Genomic DNA, 15,901 nt, shown 5'->3' on the forward strand with positions numbered 1-15,901 from the left:
CCTAGACTCCCGTGCGTACGAAGGGGCCCCGGGGAACGGGCGGGGCCAGAACTGGATGACGAGGAGTGAGGGGCGGACGTGAAGGACGTGGCGTACGTGCCGGAAGTGCCGCACGTGGCGTACGTGCCGGACTCACCGGGCCTGTCGGCCGACGCATCGGCCACCCTCGCGTCGGAGTACTTCCAGAGCTACTCGGTGGTCGGCCTGCTCGCGCTGATCGGCGTCCTGTTCGTCGCCGTCGCGTTCGGTGCGGGACGGCTCCTGCGGCCCGTGGTGCCGACGCCCGAGAAGCTTCTGACGTACGAGTGCGGCGTCGACCCGGTCGGCGAGGGCTGGGCCCACACCCAGGTCCGCTACTACGTCTACGCCTTCCTCTACGTGATCTTCGCCGTCGACTCCATCTTCCTGTTCCCGTGGGCCACGGTCTTCGCGGCACCCGGATACGGCGCCACCACGCTGGTGGAAATGTTCATCTTCCTCGGCTTCCTCGCCGTGGGACTGCTCTACGCATGGAAGAAGGGCGTCCTCGCATGGGCCTGACGAGCCGGCCGACCCCCGAGGAACAGCACTCCGAGCCCTCGGCCGACCTGTCGGCGGCGACCGCCGCGCAACCGGTGCCGCTCCCGGAGCCCCAGCGCCTCGGCCTCCTCTCCCGGCTCGCGCCCGAACCGATGAAGGTCGTCCTCAACTGGGGCCGCCGCTACAGCCTCTGGGTCTTCAACTTCGGACTCGCCTGCTGCGCCATCGAGTTCATCGCCGCCTCCATGGCGCGCCACGACTTCATCCGGCTCGGCGTGATCCCCTTCGCGCCGGGCCCCCGCCAGGCGGACCTGATGATCGTCTCCGGCACGGTGACGGACAAGATGGCCCCGGCGGTCAAGCGCCTCTACGAGCAGATGCCCGAACCGAAGTACGTCATTTCCTTCGGCGCCTGCTCCAACTGCGGCGGCCCCTACTGGGACTCGTACTCCGTCACCAAGGGCGTCGACCAAATCATCCCCGTCGACGTGTACGTACCCGGCTGCCCGCCCCGGCCCGAGGCGCTGCTCCAGGGCATTCTCAAGCTCCAGGAGAAGATCGCGCGCGAGTCCCTGGCGGAGCGGTACGCGGCCGGCCCGGCCGGCGGCCCCTCCACGGCGGCGCTGCGCAGCGGCCTGGTCGCCGCACTGACGGCACCGGGAACGGAGCCGGGGGAGGAGCGGCGGTGAGCGAGCGCCAGCCCGAAGCGACCCACCCGTACGACCTGCTGCCGGACGCCGTCACGGAGCTCTTCGGCAAGGAGGCGACGGCGGAATCCGCCTACGACCTGCTCACCGTCGACGTCCCCGCCACGGAGTGGATCACCGCGCTCCGTACCGCCCGCGACGAACTCGGCTGCACGTACTTCGACTGGCTCAGCGCCGTGGACGAGCCGGGCACCGGCTTCCGGGTCTGCGCCCATGTCGCGGCGCTCGGCGGCGGCCCGGTCCGCCGGCTGATGCTGCGCACCACCGTCCCGCACGACACGGCCGTCCTGCCCAGCGCGATCGACGTCTACGCGGGCGCGGCCTGGCACGAGCGCGAGACGCACGAGATGTTCGGCGTCGCCTTCGCGGACCACCCCGGCCTCGACCCGCTCCTGCTGCCGGAGGGCTTCGAAGGCCACCCGCTCCGCAAGGACTTCGTCCTGGCCGCCCGGGTCGCCAAGGCCTGGCCCGGAGCGAAGGAGCCCGGCGAGTCCGAACACGGCGGCCCCAAGCGCCGCGCCATGCTTCCCCCCGGCGTCCCGGACCCGAACGAATGGGGCCCGCTCAAGGGCCAGCTCCCGCCAGCCACGGCCCGTCCGGCCCGCGCACCCCGCCCGGCGGGCGCGGCCGACCGCCCGCCGCGCCGTACCCGCTCGGCGAGCGAGGGCTCGGCGGCACAACGCCCGCAGCCGGGGGCGCGGGAGGCTTCGGGCCCGGGGGCTCCGGAATCCGAGGGCCTCGCACCTGGCACTCCGGCGCCCGGTACTCCCGCGTCCGGGGGCGCCGCGTCCGGACCCTCGGGCGCGGTTGCGCCGGAGGCCGTACAGCCCCCACCCGCGACCACACCTCCGGGAGGCGCGTCGCCCGGCGACGTACCGCCCGGATCGCCCCCGGCCGCTCGCCCGCGCCGCTCCCGCTCCGCGTCCGACGGTTCGGCGAGCCAGCAGCAGCCCCCGGAGGCCGACGCGACGCGCCCGCCGCGCCGCTCCCGCTCGGCATCCCAGGGCTCGGCGAGCCAGCGCGCCCGCGCCACGGACGCCCCTTGGCACGACGCCCAACCGGCGTTCGACGACCCGGACGTCTCATCGGGTGGCCCTGAGGACCCTGCCCGGTCCCAGCGGTCCTCCGACGACGGCGCCGAGGCCCCCTCCCGCCCCCCGAAGCCTTCGGAGAGCGGTGACGCGTCTTCTCAGCCCTTCCGGCGCTTGAGGAGCGGGGGCACGGGGGCAGAGCCCCCGGGTCGGGAAGGGGCGGGCAGGGGAGAAGCCCCGCGCAGCGGCCCCACCGAGCCCGAGCCCGAGTCGGAACCGAACCCCGACCCCGACCCCGACCCCGACCACCCCGCCGGAGGCGATCCCGAGTGAACGACGTACTCGACGTCGCCCTCCGCCTGGCCATCGTCTTCGTCGTGTTCCTGGTCGCCCCCCTCCTCGTGGGCCAGACCGAGCACAAGGTGATGGCCCACATGCAGGGCCGCCTCGGCCCCATGTACGCGGGCGGCTTCCACGGCTGGGCCCAGCTCGTCGCGGACGGCGTGAAGTTCGCGCAGAAGGAGGACGTGGTCCCGGCCGCCGCCGACCGCCGCGTCTTCCAGCTCGCCCCCGCCGTCGCCCTCCTCCCGTACCTCCTCGTCCTCGTGGCCATCCCCATCGGCCCCGGCGACGGCGCGGTCGGCCAGGTCATCGACGCGGGCATCTTCTTCGTGCTCGCCGTCATGGGCATCGGCGTCCTCGGCTCGCTCATGGCGGGCTGGGCCTCGGCCAACAAGTTCTCCCTGCTCGGCGGCCTCCGCACCGCCGCCCAGCTCCTCTCCTACGAACTCCCGATGCTCCTCGCCGCCGCCTCCGTGGCCATGGCCGCCGGCACGGTCTCGCTCACCGGCATCCTCGACGCCTTCGCGTGGTGGTGGCTGCCCTGGCAGATCGTCGGAGCCCTGGTCTTCTTCGTCGCCGGCCTCGCCGAACTCCAGCGCCCGCCCTTCGACATGCCGGTCGCCGACTCCGAGATCATCTTCGGCGCGTACACCGAGTACACGGGGCTGCGCTTCGCCCTGTTCCTGCTCGCCGAGTACGCCGGCATCGTCATCCTCTGCGCCCTGACCACCGTCCTCTTCCTCGGCGGCTGGCACGGCCCGTTCGGCGCCGACGGACTCGGCTGGCTCTGGACCCTCCTCAAGACCGCCCTCCTCGCGTTCGTCGTCATCTGGCTGCGCGTCAGCTACCCGCGTCTGCGGGAGGACCAGTTGCAGAAGCTCGCCTGGACCACGCTCGTCCCTCTCGCCCTCGCGCAGATCGCGCTCACCGGCATCGTGAAGGTGGCGATCAACTAGTGCCCCCGATCCCTGGGTCCGGCCTCGCCAAAGGCCTCGCCGTCACCCTCCGTACGATGACGAAGAAGACCGTCACCGCGCAGTACCCGGACACCCAGCCCGAACTCCCGCCCCGCTCCCGCGGTGTCATCGGGCTGTTCGAGGAGAACTGCACGGTCTGCATGCTCTGCGCCCGCGAGTGTCCCGACTGGTGCATCTACATCGACTCCCACAAGGAGACGGTGCCGCCCGCCGCGCCCGGCGGACGCGAGCGCAGCCGCAACGTCCTGGACCGCTTCGCCATCGACTTCTCCCTCTGCATGTACTGCGGTATCTGCATCGAGGTCTGCCCCTTCGACGCCCTCTTCTGGTCGCCCGAGTTCGAGTACGCGGAGACGGACATCCACGAGCTCACCCATGAGCGGGACAAGCTCCGCGAGTGGATGTGGACCGTGCCGGAGCCGCCCGCGCTCGACCCCGGGGCGGAGGAGCCGAAGGAGATCGCCGCCGCCCGCAAGACGGCCGACAAACTCGCCGCGCAGCAAGCGCAGCAGGCGCAGCAAGCCCAGCAGGCTCAGCGGAGTGAGGAGGGAGGAACCCCGTGACGTACTCCATCGCATCTGCGTCCGCGTCCGCGTCCGCATCGACCCTGGCCGCAGCCGCCGACCACCCCGGCTTCCTCTCCCCGACCGGCGTCGAGATCGCCTTCGTCCTCGTCGGCCTCGCCACCCTCGGCGCCGCCGTCATCACCGTCACGACCAAGCAGCTGGTGCACGCCGCCCTCTGGCTCGTCGTGGCGCTCGGCGGACTGGCCGTCGAATACCTCCTGCTCACCGCGGAGTTCATCGCCTGGGTGCAGGTACTGATCTACGTCGGTTCCATCGTCGTCCTCCTCCTCTTCGGCCTGATGCTCACCCGGGCCCCCATCGGCCGCTCCCCGGACGCCGACTCGGGCAACCGGTGGGTGGCCCTCGGTGTGGCCCTCGCCTCGGCGGCCGCGCTCGTCTGGGTCGTCGTGGACGCCTTCCGTACGACCTGGATCGACCTCGAAGGGCCGGCCCAGGGCTCCACCGCCGTCACCGGGGCCTTCCTCTTCCGGAACTGGGTCCTCCCGTTCGAGGCGCTCTCGGTCCTCCTGCTCGCCGCCCTCGTCGGCGCCATCGTCCTGTCCCGCAAGCACGACACGGACGCGGAGGTTCGGCCGGGCGCCACCGCCCGGCGGCAGCAGGACAGCGGCAAGGGCCAGGAGGAGCAGCGCTGATGCACCTCGCCTATCCCGCCGTACTCGCCGCCCTCCTCTTCTGCACCGGCCTCTACGGCGTCCTTGCCCGCCGCAACGCGATCCTGGTCCTGATGTCCGTCGAGCTGATGCTCAACGCCGTCAACCTCAACCTCGTCGCCTTCGACGTCTGGCTCCGCGACACCCTCCACTCCGGTCAGGCCCTCACCCTCTTCACCATCGCCATCGCCGCGGCCGAGATCGGTATCGGCCTCGCGATCGTCCTCGCCGTCCACCGCAACAGCGGCTCCTCCGCCGTCGACCGGCTCCGCGACACCGCCGAGAGCGACGGCACCGGTGACACCTCCCGTACGGGTGACGCCGAGACCGACGGCCACCTTGCGACACCAGGGCACACCAAGAACGCAGAGGCCACCTCGTGACCACGACGACCCTCGCCGCCCTCGTCCCGCTCCTCCCCTTCCTCGGAGCCGTCGCCGGACTGGCCCTCGGCCGCACCGCCCCCGGCTTCGTCCGCCCCCTGGCGATCCTGCCGACGCTCACCGCCGCCGTACTCGCCGTGGTCGTCGCCGTCCGCCAGGGCGGCGGCCGTGCCATCGACGCCGCGACCCAGCTCACCCCCACCGGGTCGGTCCCCATCGACCTGGCGCTGCACCTGGACGGCTTCGCGGTCCTGGTCGCCGTCCTCGTCACCACCGTCGCCACCTGCGTACAGCTCTACTCCACGGCGTACCTCCGCGGCGACGCCCGCTACCCCTCCTACGCGGCCCTGGTCTCCCTCTTCACCTCCGCGATGCTGCTCGTCGTCTACTCCGGCGACGTGATGGTGCTCCTGGTCGGCTGGGAGATCATGGGTATCTGCTCGTACTTCCTGGTCGGCCACTACTGGGAGACGCCCGAAGCCCGCGCCGCCTCCCTCAAAGCCTTCCTCGTCACCAAGCTCGGCGACGTCCCCTTCCTGATCGGCCTGTTCGCCCTGGCCGCCGACACCGGCAGCTTCCGGATCACCAAGATCCTGGCGGCCGTCACCAACGGCGGCCTGGACCACCCCACCCTCATCGCGCTGCTGCTCCTCGCGGGCGTCGCCGGGAAGTCCGCGCAGTTCCCCCTGCACACCTGGCTGCCCGACGCGATGGCCGGCCCCACCCCCGTCTCCGCGCTCATCCACGCCGCGACGATGGTCGCCGCCGGGATCTACTTCGTGGCCCGACTGCTCCCCGTCTTCGCCGCCTCCGGCGCGGCCTTGGTCGTCCTCGCCGTGATGGCGGCCGTGACGATGATCGGCTCCGGACTCGCCGCCCTTGCCCAGGACGACATCAAGCGCGTCCTCGCCTACTCGACCATCGGCCAACTCGGCTACATGTCCGGCGCCCTGGCCGTAGCCGACCGAGGCGCCGCCGTCTTCCACCTGATCTCGCACGGTGCGTTCAAAGCCGTCCTCTTCCTCGCGGCCGGCGTCGTCATCCACGCCGCCGGCACCAACTCACTGGCCGCCATGTCCCGCATGGGCGGCCTCGCGCGCCGGATCCCCGACGCCTACTGGACGATGACCGTCGCCCTCCTCGCGCTCGCCGCCATCCCGCCGTTCGCCGGCTTCTTCTCCAAGGAAGCCGTCCTCGTCGCCGCCGAGCACACCGCCATGGGGGACCGGACCGTCGCCCCCGCCGCCGCGGGCTGGACGATCCTCGTCGCCGGGCTGCTCGCCGCCGCCCTCACCGCCGCCTACGCCACCCGCCTCTGGCTCCTCACCTTCAAGGGCCGCGGCACCGAACTCCCCGACCACGGCCGCCAGCCCCTCGCCATGACCTCCGTCCTCTGGATCCTGGCCGTCCCCACCATCGCCTTCGGCCTCACCGCGGGCGCGATCGGCGACTGGTTCGACGGACACGCCCTCACCCCGTCCCTCACCACCGCCGTCCTCTCCACCGGCGTCGGCCTCGTCGGAGGCCTGGTCACCTACGGCGCCTGGCGTCACACCACGGCGCTCGCCGCCCGCACCCCCATCGGTGCCGTCGCCGCCCACCCCGGCGCCGAACCCGCCCTCGTCGAAGCCGAGTCCATGACGTCCCACACCGCCGCCTACGGCACCATCGCGGACGCCGCCGACCCGGCCGACCCCGGACGCCTCCTGCTGGGCCCGCTCCACCGCCACGCGGTCACCGGCTTCCACCTCGACGCCCTGTACACGGCGGTGTTCGTCCGGCCGGTCCAGCAGGCCGCCCGCCTCGTACGCTTCCTGGACCGCACGGTCGTCGACACCTACGTCAACGGCTCGGGTGCCGTCACCCGCCTCCTCGGCACCGCCGTACGCCGCGCCCAGACCGGGAACGTGCAGACCTACCTCAGCGTCCTGCTCGCCGGTTCCCTCGTCCTGGCGATCGCCGCCGTCGTCTTCGCCAACGTCAACGCGGGGTCGTGACCGTGATCGATATCAGCCCGTCCGTGATGCAGTTCCTTCTCGCGTTCATCGTCGGCGCCCCGCTCCTCGGCGCCGTCGCGGCCCTGCTCCCCGCCCCGCCCGGCCTCAAGGGCAGGAACCCCGACCAAGCCGTGCTCCGCCACGGCGTGACCGTGACCGGCGCCGTCCTCATCGCCGCGATCGTCCTGGCCGTTGGCTTCGACCACGACCACCCCGCCACGATGCAGGCGACCACCGACATCAGCTGGATCCCGGCACTCGACGTCCGCATCCACCTCGGCATCGACGGCATCTCGCTCCCCCTCCTGCTCCTGACCGCGCTGCTGACCTTCCTCTGCGCGCTGTACAGCTACTTCAAGCTGCCCGCGGGCCCCTCACCGAAGGCGTTCACCGCCCTCGTCCTCGTCCTGGAATCCGGCACCCTCGCCACCTTCGCCGTCCTCGACCTGCTGCTCTTCTTCCTCGCCTTCGAGATGGTCCTCATCCCGATGTACTTCCTCATCGCCCGCTGGGGCGGTGACCAGCGGCAGGCGGCCGCCTGGAAGTTCATCCTCTACACGCTGCTCGGCTCGGTCGTCATGCTGCTCGGCCTGCTCCTCATCGGACTGAAGAGCGGCAGCTTCGACATGGTGGCACTCGCCACTGACAACGGCCGTGGCCTCACCACATCCGTGCAGGTCATCGCCGTTCTCGCGATCGGCGTCGGGCTCGCCGTGAAGACCCCGATGTGGCCCCTGCACAGCTGGCTCCCCGACGCCCACACCGCCGCGCCGACCGTCGGCTCGGTGCTCCTGGCGGGCGTCCTGCTGAAGATGGGAACGTACGGATTCGTCCGGATCCTGCTCCCCATCGCACCCGACGGCATGCGCACCTTCGCGCCCTACCTCGCCGCGTTCGCCGTCGTCGGCATCGTCTACGGGTCGCTCGCCTGCCTGGCCCTCGCCCGCAACGGCGCCAAGGGCGACCTCAAGCGGCTCATCGCGTACTCCTCCGTCGGCCACATGGGCTTCGTGCTCCTCGGCATCGCCACCATGACCCCCACCGGGGTCAACGGCGCGCTCTTCGCCAACATCGCCCACGGCCTCATCACCGGCCTGCTGTTCTTCCTGGTCGGCGCCATCAAGGACCGCTACGGCACCGCCGACCTGGACACCCTCGCCGGCGCCACCGGAGCCGCCCTCTACGGCCGCGCCCCCCGCCTCGGTGCCCTGCTCGCCTTCGCCGCCGTCGCCTCGCTCGGGCTGCCTGGACTCGCCGGATTCTGGGGCGAGATGCTCACGCTCTTCGGCGCCTACAGCCCTGCCGAGGGCCTCAGCCGCCCGGCGTTCCGTACGTTCATGGCCATCGGCGCGTTCGGCACGCTGCTCACCGCCGCGTACATGCTCATCGTGGTCCGCCGCGTCTGCATGGGCGAGCACACACCGCACTCCCAGCTCTCGCCAGCCACCTCACAGCAGGCCGCCACCGCCCCGCAGCCGGCGGACGGCCCTGAGCGGTCCGCGGCCGCCGGAAGCCCTCAGCCGGCCCGAAGCACCCCGCAACTCGCCGACATCCAGGGTTACGAAGCCGCCGCCTGGACCCCGCTCGCCGCCCTCACCGTCCTCGCCGGACTCTGGCCCGCGATCCTCCTCGGCCTCACCGATCCGGCCGTGCAGAAGCTCCTCGCAGGAGGCAAGTCGTGACCGCGGACCTCAGCACCGCCCCGGGCGCCCTCACCGCGGCGGCCGACAGCGCCCCCAGCGTCGTCCAGACCGTCGACTGGCTCGCCATCGCGCCCCCCACCCTCACCGCGCTGGCCGCCCTGCTCGTCCTCGTCGCCGACCTCTTCCTCCCCGAGCACCGCAAGAAGCTCCTCGGCTACGGAACCCTCACCGCCCTCGCCGCCGCCCTGGCCCTCCTCATCCCCCTCCGGGCCGGCGACCGCGCCACCTTCTGCGTCACCACCGGCACCCAGCCGTGCAGCTACACCGCCGACCACTTCACCCTGGTCATCCAGGCCCTCGTCCTCGGCGGGGCCTTCCTCACGGCGCTGCTCTCGCTCGACGACACACGGAAGCTGCCGGCGGGCGAGTACTGGTTCCTGCTCCTCGCCTCCACGGCGGGCGCGGCTCTCCTGCCCGCCTCTCGCGACCTCGCCACCCTCGTCGTCGCCCTGGAGGTCGCCTCACTGCCCGCCTTCGCGCTCGTCGGCATCAAGCGCGGCGACCGGCGCTCCTCCGAGGCCGCGCTCAAGTTCTTCCTCTCCTCCGTCGTCGCCACCGCCGTCATGCTCCTCGGCGTCAGCTTCGTGTACGCGACCACGGGCACCCTGCACCTCACCGAGATCGCCGCCCACCTGGACGACGTCCCTCCGGTGCTCGACACCCTCGCCAAGACCGGCGTCGTCCTCACCCTCGTCGGCTTCGCCTTCAAGACTGCCGCGGCACCCTTCCACTTCTGGGTTCCCGACACCTATGTAGGCGCGCCCCTCCCGATCGCCGCCTATCTGTCCGTCGTCGGGAAGACCGTCGGCTTCTCGGGCCTCATCCTCGTCACCGTCATCGCGTTCCCTTCCTATGCCGACGTCTGGGGCCCCGCGGTCGCCGTCCTGGCCGCCCTCACCATGACCGTCGGCAACGTCGCCGCCCTCCGCCAGAAGGCCGACCGCGCCCGCAGCACCGTCCGGCTCCTCGCCTGGTCCTCCGTCGCCCAGGCCGGTTACCTGCTCGTCCCGATCGCCGCCGCCGCGTACTCCAGCGACGAACAGATCGGCGCCACCGTCGCGTACGCCCTCATGTACGCCGTCGTGAACCTCGGCGCCTTCGCCGTCGCCGCCCTCGTCGCCCGTACGAAGCCCGGCAACCGCATCGCCGACCATCGGGGCCTGTACGCCACCCGGCCCCTCGCCGCCCTCACGCTCGGCTTCTTCCTGCTCTGCCTGGCCGGACTGCCGCCGGGCATCATCGGGCTCTTCGCGAAGGTCACCGTGTTCTCGGCGGCCGTCGACGCGGGGCTCGGCTGGCTCGCCGTCGTCATGGCCGTCAACGTCGTGATCGCGCTCTACTACTACCTTCAGTGGACCGCGATCCTCTTCAGGAGCCCCGAAACCGCGGAAGCCGCCACCGGAACACCGGACTCCGGGACGCCGCGCCGATTCCGGGCCCCCACCCCGCTCGCCACGGCGATCTTCCTCACCGCCGCCGCCGGCGTCCTCCTCTCCGGAGCCCCGCAGCTCGTCCTGAGGTTCGCCGCCGTCACCCTCTTCTGACGCTCTCCGGAGGCGAAAGATCGGTTTGCCCAGGGCGCCCGCCACAGGGCAAGGTCGTGGCTGCCTACGTCCCGTACACGACGAAGACGTACGAAATCCACAGAGGAGAGAGAGCAGTGCTGAACGGGTTCAAGGACTTCATCCTGCGAGGAAACGTCATCTCGATGGCGATCGGCCTCGCCGTCGGAGCAGCCTTCACCGCCGTCGTCACCGGCTTCAGCACCGCCTTCATCACGCCGCTGATCGGCCTCGCCACCGGCTCGGTCGGTGACTTCAGCGCGGCCGAGTTCACCGTCAGGGGCGCGATCTTCCCGTATGGAAAGTTCCTCGCCGCCGCGATCGCCTTCCTGATCACCGCGGCGGTCCTCTACTTCTGCGTCGTGGTCCCCATGACCAAGGTGCAGAACCGCTTCACCAAGGAGGAGGAGGTCGACATCAAGGCGGCCCTCCGCGACTGCCCGCGCTGCTTCAGCCCGATCCCGGCCGTCGCCTCCCGCTGCGCCCACTGCACCAGCGAGGTCGAGCCCGACCCCGAGGCCCTCTCCCTCGCCAAGCTCCCCGTCCAGCGCTGAGCCCGCTGTCCGTCCAGCGCTGAGCCCGCCGCCCGTCCAGCGCTGAGCCCGCCGCCCGTCCAGCGCTGACGCACGCACGCCCCGACACCCGTACGGCCCAGCGCCCCGCCGTACGGGCCAGGGGCCGGAACCGGCCGGATCACGCCGGAGCGGCCCCGCCCTCCGCCCGCACGCACAAGGGAACTAGCTCCCCTCGCCTGGCGTTGACCAGTACGGGAGGCTCCACTGGGGGAGTGGAGCACCACCATGCAAAGGGTTCCCCTGCTGCACCACTTGGAGGGCGTACCGTGCACCGCCGGCACAACGGGCTGAAAACCGCCGTACTCCTCGGGGGCCTGTCCGCACTCATCATCGTCATTGGCAGCTTCTTCGGACGTACGGGCCTCCTCATCGCGCTCGTCGTGGCCGTCGGCACCAACGCCTACGCCTACTGGAACAGCGACAAGCTGGCCCTGCGCGCCATGCGGGCCCGCCCCGTCAGCGAATTCGAAGCGCCACAGCTCTACCGGATCGTCCGCGAGCTCTCCACCGCGGCCCGCCAGCCGATGCCCCGCCTCTACATCTCGCCGACCCAGGCGCCCAACGCCTTCGCCACCGGCCGCAATCCGCGCAACGCGGCCGTCTGCTGCACCGAGGGCATCCTCCAGATCCTCGACGAGCGGGAGCTGCGCGGGGTCCTGGGCCACGAGCTGAGCCACGTCTACAACCGGGACATCCTCATCTCCTCCGTCGCCGGAGCGCTCGCCTCCGTCGTCATGTTCCTGGTCAACTTCGCCTGGCTGATCCCCATCGGCCGCTCCAACGACGACGAAGGCCCGGGCCTCCTGGGCATGCTCCTGATCATGATCCTGGGCCCGCTCGCCGCCTCCGTCATCCAGCTCGCCGTCAGCCGCTCCCGTGAGTACGAGGCCGACGCCTCCGGAGCCCAGCTCACCGGAGACCCGCTCGCCCTCGCCAGCGCCCTGCGCAAACTGGAAGCAGGAACGAAACAGCTCCCGCTACCCCCGGAGCCCAGGATCGAGACCGCGAGCCACATGATGATCGCTAACCCCTTCCGTCCCGGACAGGGAATGGCCAAGATGTTCTCCACCCATCCGCCGATGGCGGAGCGCATCGCCCGACTGGAACAGATGGCAGGTCGCCGCCCATGAAAACCATCCTGAACATCATCTGGCTCGTCCTGTGCGGGTTCTGGATGTTCCTCGGCTATCTTCTCGCAGGCGTCCTGCTCTGCATCACCATCATCGGCATCCCGTTCGGCGTCGCCGCCTTCAGGATCGGTGTGTACGCGCTCTGGCCCTTCGGGCACACGGTCGTCGACCGCAGGGACGCCGGATCGCCCTCCTGCGTCGGCAACGTCCTCTGGCTGATCCTCGCCGGCTGGTGGCTCGCCCTCGGCCACATCACCACCGGCATCGCCCTCTGCATCACGATCATCGGCATCCCCCTGGGCATTGCCAACTTCAAGCTGATCCCCGTCTCCCTGATGCCGTTCGGCAAGGAGATCATCCCCACGGACCAGCCGTTCACCGCCCGTTAGGCCCCGGGAAAGCAGCTGACGGCCCCGGAGCGGCCGCGTACGCTCCGGGCTCGTGGACAGGCAGCGCACGGACCGCCAACTCCGGCTGATCGCCGAGACCAGCCGCATCGCCGACGCACTCGGCGTGGACCTCTGGCTCCGCGGCGGCTGGGCCATGGACTTCTTCCTCGGCTCAGCCACCCGCGACCACACGGACATCGACTGGTTCGCCCGGAAACAGGACGCCGAGCAGCTCACCCGTGAGCTGCTGCAGTCGGGCTGGGAACGCCTCCCCGGCCCCCCTCGCGACCAGCAGCTCGACTTCGGCAAGCAAGGCGAGGAAAGCAGCTTCGCGCTGCTCGACGAGGACGGCTCCGGCCATGCCGTGGTCGCGGGTGGCCCCTGGGCCGGCGAGCGGTGGCCGGACGGCATGCTCGACGGCCCGCTCGGCCGTATCGGCGCGACGGCCTGTCCGGTCATCAGCCCGGCCGCCCAGATCGAGATCAAGCGGATGATGCCGGTCTGGGTCCCCGGCCGCCCGCGCCGGGCCAAGGACGCCGAGGACATCCGCGTACTGGAGACGGCCCTGCGGGAGAGCGGCGGACCGGACCGGGAGCCACGCGGCGACCTGCTGCGGTAGGTGCGCGGCTTGCCTCTCCCGGGGAGGCGACCGTTCCGCTCGGCAACCGAACGCCTGCTCGCTGCGTCTTGTGTTCCAAGACCAAGCAAAGGGTAGGAGCAGCGACATGAGCATTGTCGGTTGGATCATTCTCGGGCTGCTCGCCGGAGTCATAGCCAAAATCCTGCTCCCGGGCCGCGACCCGGGCGGCATCATCGGGACCACCGTCATCGGCATCGCCGGTGCCTTCGTCGGAGGCTGGCTCTCCAGCCAGTTCCTCGACCGGCCCATCAGCAACGACTTCTACGACACCGCCACCTGGCTCGCCGCCATCGCCGGCTCCCTGGTCCTGCTGATCCTCTACCGGCTGCTCTTCGGCAACTCCCGCGAACGCCGCTGACCGCCCCCGGGGTTCAGCTCAGCCCGGTCTCGCGCAACGTCACATTCAGCCGGCCGGCCCGCATCCCCGCATCCGGGTCGGCCGAACCGGCGTACACCTTCGGCACCCCGTGGAACGCGAAGCGCGACGGGCCGCCGAAGACGAAGAGATCCCCGGAGACCAACTCGACGTCCTTATAGGGCTGCCCGCGCCCCTCAGGGTTGCCGAAACGGAACACGCACGTCGCCCCGATGCTCAACGACACCACCGGAGCGCCCGACCGCTCCTCCTTGTCCTGGTGCATCCCCATCCGCGCCGCGTCGTCGTAGAAGTTGATCAGCGCGGTGTCCGGAGTGAACGCCTCCGCCGCGCTCTCGTCCTCGTACGCCTCCGCCACCGCCGCCCGCCCCAGGTCGACCAGCCACCGCGGCAGCGCGGCCACCGGGGCGCCGTTCACATCGTCGGCGGTACGCGTGTACCGGTACGGCTGCCAGTGCCACCCCAGGCACACCGTCCGCACCGACATCACGCCGCCGCCCGGCAACACCGTGTGCCGCAGCGGAACCGGCCCTCGCGCCCACTCCCGGCACGCCGTCACCAACTCCCGCCGCCGCGCCACGGAGAGCCATTCCGGTACGTGCACGGCACCCGGCGCGACCACCTGGCGGGGCCGAGGGAACAACCCGCCCGAAGCCGCGGGAACCTCACGCGAGGCCACCTGTCACACCACCCTCAACGCCCGGCCCGCGCAACAGGCTCCACGCACGCCGCCCCCTCCAGCCCCAGCAGCAACTGCTTGCGCTCCAGGCCACCCGCGTACCCCCGCAGCGCCCCGTCCGCACCGATCACCCGGTGGCACGGCCGCACGACCAGCAACGGGTTCCGCCCGATCGCCGTCCCCACCGCCCGCACCCCGGCACCCGAGGCCCCGACCTGCGCGGCGACCTCCCCGTACGACAGGGTCTGCCCGTACGGGATCGACTCCACGACCTTCCAGACGCGCCGCTGGAACTCCGTACCCACGCCCTCGGCGAACAGCACCTCGAACCGCGTCGACCGCCCCGCGAAGTACGCCTCCATCTGCGCGAGGACCCCGGCGAACGGCTCGGGCGCCCGGCGCCACCCGTCCTGGACGACCGCGCCGCCCTTCTGCCCGGGCACGGACAGCGACACCAGACGCAGCCCGTCGGCCGTCCCGTCCGACTCACCCACCAGCAGCAGCTCACCCAGAGGGCTCGCCACCCGCGTGTACACCGTCGTCACGACCGCTCACTTCCCTCAACCGACGAACAACCGACGGACAACCGACGGACAACCGACGGCCAACCAGCGACCGAGCTGCGACAACCGGCCGACTGCTCTCACACCAGCCAGTCTGCTCCGCGCCCCGCACCCCGGCTGGCGGTTTTCGGACAGGGAGCAGCCGTGGAGCGCCCCGGAATGCGGAGGGGCACGTCACCGGGATGCCCCCGACGACGTGCCCCTTCATGCTGACGAATCGCCCTACTGGTGCACGAATCGTCCTACCGGTAGTTCACGTACTGGATGGCGAAGTCGAGGTCCTTCTCCTTCAGCAGCGCCTGCACGGCCTGAAGGTCGTCCCGGCTCTTCGAGCTGACGCGCAGCTCGTCACCCTGGACCTGCGCCTTGACGCCCTTGGGCCCCTCGTCGCGGATGATCTTCGCCACCTTCTTGGCGTTCTCCTGGGAGATGCCTTCCTCGATCGTGGCGAAGATCTTGTACTCCTTGCCGGAGAGCTGCGGCTCGCCGGCGTCCAGCGACTTCAGCGAGATGCCCCGCTTGACCAGCTTGGACTGGAAGATGTCGAGGATCGCCTTGACCCGCTCCTCGCCGTTCGCCTCCATCAGGATCTTCTCGCCGGACCACGAGATCGAGGCACCCGTGCCCTTGAAGTCGTAACGCTGGGAGATCTCCTTGGCGGCCTGGTTGAGGGCGTTGTCGACCTCCTGCCGCTCGACCTTCGAGACGATGTCGAAACTGGAGTCGGCCATGACGTGTGGCTCCTTGCGTCGAATGTGCGTGGGATACAACGCAAAGCCTAGCCACCGCCGCACCCTCCGGCTGCTGATCAATGAGGTGGCGGAGCACCCCTGGCCATCAGGTATTGTTTACGTCGTCGCCAAGGAGCTCACCCGCTGAGATCCGACGCGTCGTTCGAGGCGGTGTGCCCGAGTGGCCAAAGGGAGCAGACTGTAAATCTGCCGGCTCAGCCTACCCAGGTTCGAACCCTGGCGCCGCCACGCGAGTGGAGCCCCCTCCTGAACTGCGGAAACGCAGTCTGGGAGGGGGCTTTTTCGTGTTCGAGCCTGCGGCGTTGGCCGGGGGCGAAATGCGCGAGTTGTCTCACCCTG

General features: G+C 70.9%; 18 protein-coding genes and 1 tRNA gene. 16 read left to right on the forward strand and 3 right to left on the reverse strand.

Annotated elements, in window-relative coordinates; genetic code table 11:
• Positions 1-123: 123 nt before the first annotated feature.
• The 15 genes from ACQP09_RS21195 to ACQP09_RS21265 all read left to right on the forward strand — a co-directional run bounded on the left by ACQP09_RS21195 (position 124) and on the right by ACQP09_RS21265 (position 13,550).
• Positions 124-540 (forward strand): NADH-quinone oxidoreductase subunit A, encoded by a 417-nt coding sequence (locus ACQP09_RS21195; RefSeq protein ID WP_432147620.1) that lies wholly within the window; start codon positions 124-126, stop codon positions 538-540.
• A complete protein-coding gene (locus ACQP09_RS21200; protein ID WP_433401958.1) occupies positions 531-1,208 on the forward strand; it encodes an NADH-quinone oxidoreductase subunit B in 678 nt (225 codons plus the stop codon). The genes ACQP09_RS21195 and ACQP09_RS21200 overlap by 10 nt, the downstream gene beginning before the upstream one ends.
• Entirely contained in the window at positions 1,205-2,590 is a 1,386-nt protein-coding gene (locus tag ACQP09_RS21205) for an NADH-quinone oxidoreductase subunit C (protein WP_433401960.1), read from the forward strand. The genes ACQP09_RS21200 and ACQP09_RS21205 overlap by 4 nt, the downstream gene beginning before the upstream one ends.
• Positions 2,587-3,555, forward strand: coding sequence for a complex I subunit 1/NuoH family protein (locus ACQP09_RS21210; protein WP_404064824.1), 969 nt, complete (start codon positions 2,587-2,589; stop codon positions 3,553-3,555). The genes ACQP09_RS21205 and ACQP09_RS21210 overlap by 4 nt, the downstream gene beginning before the upstream one ends.
• On the forward strand, positions 3,555-4,139 hold the full coding sequence (locus tag ACQP09_RS21215; protein WP_433401962.1) for a NuoI/complex I 23 kDa subunit family protein: 585 nt from the start codon (positions 3,555-3,557) through the stop codon (positions 4,137-4,139). The genes ACQP09_RS21210 and ACQP09_RS21215 overlap by 1 nt, the downstream gene beginning before the upstream one ends.
• Positions 4,136-4,795, forward strand: coding sequence for an NADH-quinone oxidoreductase subunit J family protein (locus ACQP09_RS21220; protein ID WP_433401964.1), 660 nt, complete (start codon positions 4,136-4,138; stop codon positions 4,793-4,795). The genes ACQP09_RS21215 and ACQP09_RS21220 overlap by 4 nt, the downstream gene beginning before the upstream one ends.
• Positions 4,795-5,196, forward strand: a complete 402-nt coding sequence (nuoK, locus tag ACQP09_RS21225) for an NADH-quinone oxidoreductase subunit NuoK (RefSeq protein ID WP_433401966.1) — start codon at positions 4,795-4,797, stop codon at positions 5,194-5,196. The genes ACQP09_RS21220 and nuoK overlap by 1 nt, the downstream gene beginning before the upstream one ends.
• Positions 5,193-7,193, forward strand: coding sequence for an NADH-quinone oxidoreductase subunit 5 family protein (locus ACQP09_RS21230; protein ID WP_433401968.1), 2,001 nt, complete (start codon positions 5,193-5,195; stop codon positions 7,191-7,193). The genes nuoK and ACQP09_RS21230 overlap by 4 nt, the downstream gene beginning before the upstream one ends.
• Positions 7,190-8,875: an NADH-quinone oxidoreductase subunit M gene (locus ACQP09_RS21235; RefSeq protein ID WP_433401970.1), complete on the forward strand. Its 1,686-nt coding sequence runs from the start codon at positions 7,190-7,192 to the stop codon at positions 8,873-8,875. The genes ACQP09_RS21230 and ACQP09_RS21235 overlap by 4 nt, the downstream gene beginning before the upstream one ends.
• Positions 8,872-10,440, forward strand: coding sequence for an NADH-quinone oxidoreductase subunit N (locus tag ACQP09_RS21240; protein WP_433401972.1), 1,569 nt, complete (start codon positions 8,872-8,874; stop codon positions 10,438-10,440). Before ACQP09_RS21235 ends, ACQP09_RS21240 begins: the two co-directional genes overlap by 4 nt.
• 116 nt (positions 10,441-10,556) lie before the next feature.
• Positions 10,557-11,012, forward strand: coding sequence for a large conductance mechanosensitive channel protein MscL (gene mscL / locus ACQP09_RS21245; RefSeq protein ID WP_433401974.1), 456 nt, complete (start codon positions 10,557-10,559; stop codon positions 11,010-11,012).
• A 287-nt stretch (positions 11,013-11,299) separates the two neighbouring features.
• Positions 11,300-12,163, forward strand: a complete 864-nt coding sequence (gene htpX, locus ACQP09_RS21250; RefSeq protein ID WP_433401976.1) for a zinc metalloprotease HtpX — start codon at positions 11,300-11,302, stop codon at positions 12,161-12,163.
• Complete coding sequence (locus ACQP09_RS21255) at positions 12,160-12,552, forward strand: YccF domain-containing protein (protein WP_433401978.1); 393 nt, start codon at positions 12,160-12,162, stop codon at positions 12,550-12,552. Before htpX ends, ACQP09_RS21255 begins: the two co-directional genes overlap by 4 nt.
• Before the next feature lie 52 nt (positions 12,553-12,604).
• Positions 12,605-13,171 carry a nucleotidyltransferase domain-containing protein gene (locus ACQP09_RS21260; protein WP_433401980.1) on the forward strand — a complete coding sequence of 189 codons (567 nt, stop codon included), beginning with the start codon at positions 12,605-12,607 and terminating at the stop codon, positions 13,169-13,171.
• A 106-nt stretch (positions 13,172-13,277) separates the two neighbouring features.
• Positions 13,278-13,550: a GlsB/YeaQ/YmgE family stress response membrane protein gene (locus ACQP09_RS21265; RefSeq protein WP_433401982.1), complete on the forward strand. Its 273-nt coding sequence runs from the start codon at positions 13,278-13,280 to the stop codon at positions 13,548-13,550.
• Between the two features lie 13 nt (positions 13,551-13,563).
• Here ACQP09_RS21265 and ACQP09_RS21270 read toward each other — a convergent pair whose 3' ends face one another.
• The 3 genes from ACQP09_RS21270 to ACQP09_RS21280 form a co-directional block, all read right to left on the reverse strand.
• Positions 13,564-14,211 carry an alpha-ketoglutarate-dependent dioxygenase AlkB family protein gene (locus ACQP09_RS21270; protein WP_433406698.1) on the reverse strand — a complete coding sequence of 216 codons (648 nt, stop codon included), beginning with the start codon at positions 14,209-14,211 and terminating at the stop codon, positions 13,564-13,566.
• A gap of 50 nt (positions 14,212-14,261) precedes the next feature.
• Positions 14,262-14,792 (reverse strand): methylated-DNA--[protein]-cysteine S-methyltransferase, encoded by a 531-nt coding sequence (locus tag ACQP09_RS21275; RefSeq protein WP_433401984.1) that lies wholly within the window; start codon positions 14,790-14,792, stop codon positions 14,262-14,264.
• Between the two features lie 260 nt (positions 14,793-15,052).
• Entirely contained in the window at positions 15,053-15,541 is a 489-nt protein-coding gene (locus tag ACQP09_RS21280) for a YajQ family cyclic di-GMP-binding protein (protein WP_018510616.1), read from the reverse strand.
• 167 nt (positions 15,542-15,708) lie between these two features.
• On the opposite strand from ACQP09_RS21280, the gene ACQP09_RS21285 reads away from it, so the two are divergent.
• A tRNA-Tyr gene (locus ACQP09_RS21285) sits at positions 15,709-15,790 on the forward strand.
• Positions 15,791-15,901: the final 111 nt, after the last annotated feature.

Source organism: Streptomyces sp. CA-146814 (assembly GCF_050942385.1).
Taxonomy (GTDB): Bacteria; Actinomycetota; Actinomycetes; order Streptomycetales; family Streptomycetaceae; genus Streptomyces.

Coding starts and splice junctions, on each gene's coding strand:
- ACQP09_RS21200 (WP_433401958.1), top strand. CDS start 531: ATGGGCCTGACGAGCCGGCCGACCCCCGAGGAACAGCACTCCGAGCCC.
- nuoK (WP_433401966.1), top strand. CDS start 4,795: ATGCACCTCGCCTATCCCGCCGTACTCGCCGCCCTCCTCTTCTGCACC.
- ACQP09_RS21255 (WP_433401978.1), top strand. CDS start 12,160: ATGAAAACCATCCTGAACATCATCTGGCTCGTCCTGTGCGGGTTCTGG.
- ACQP09_RS21265 (WP_433401982.1), top strand. CDS start 13,278: ATGAGCATTGTCGGTTGGATCATTCTCGGGCTGCTCGCCGGAGTCATA.
- ACQP09_RS21280 (WP_018510616.1), bottom strand. CDS start 15,541: ATGGCCGACTCCAGTTTCGACATCGTCTCGAAGGTCGAGCGGCAGGAG.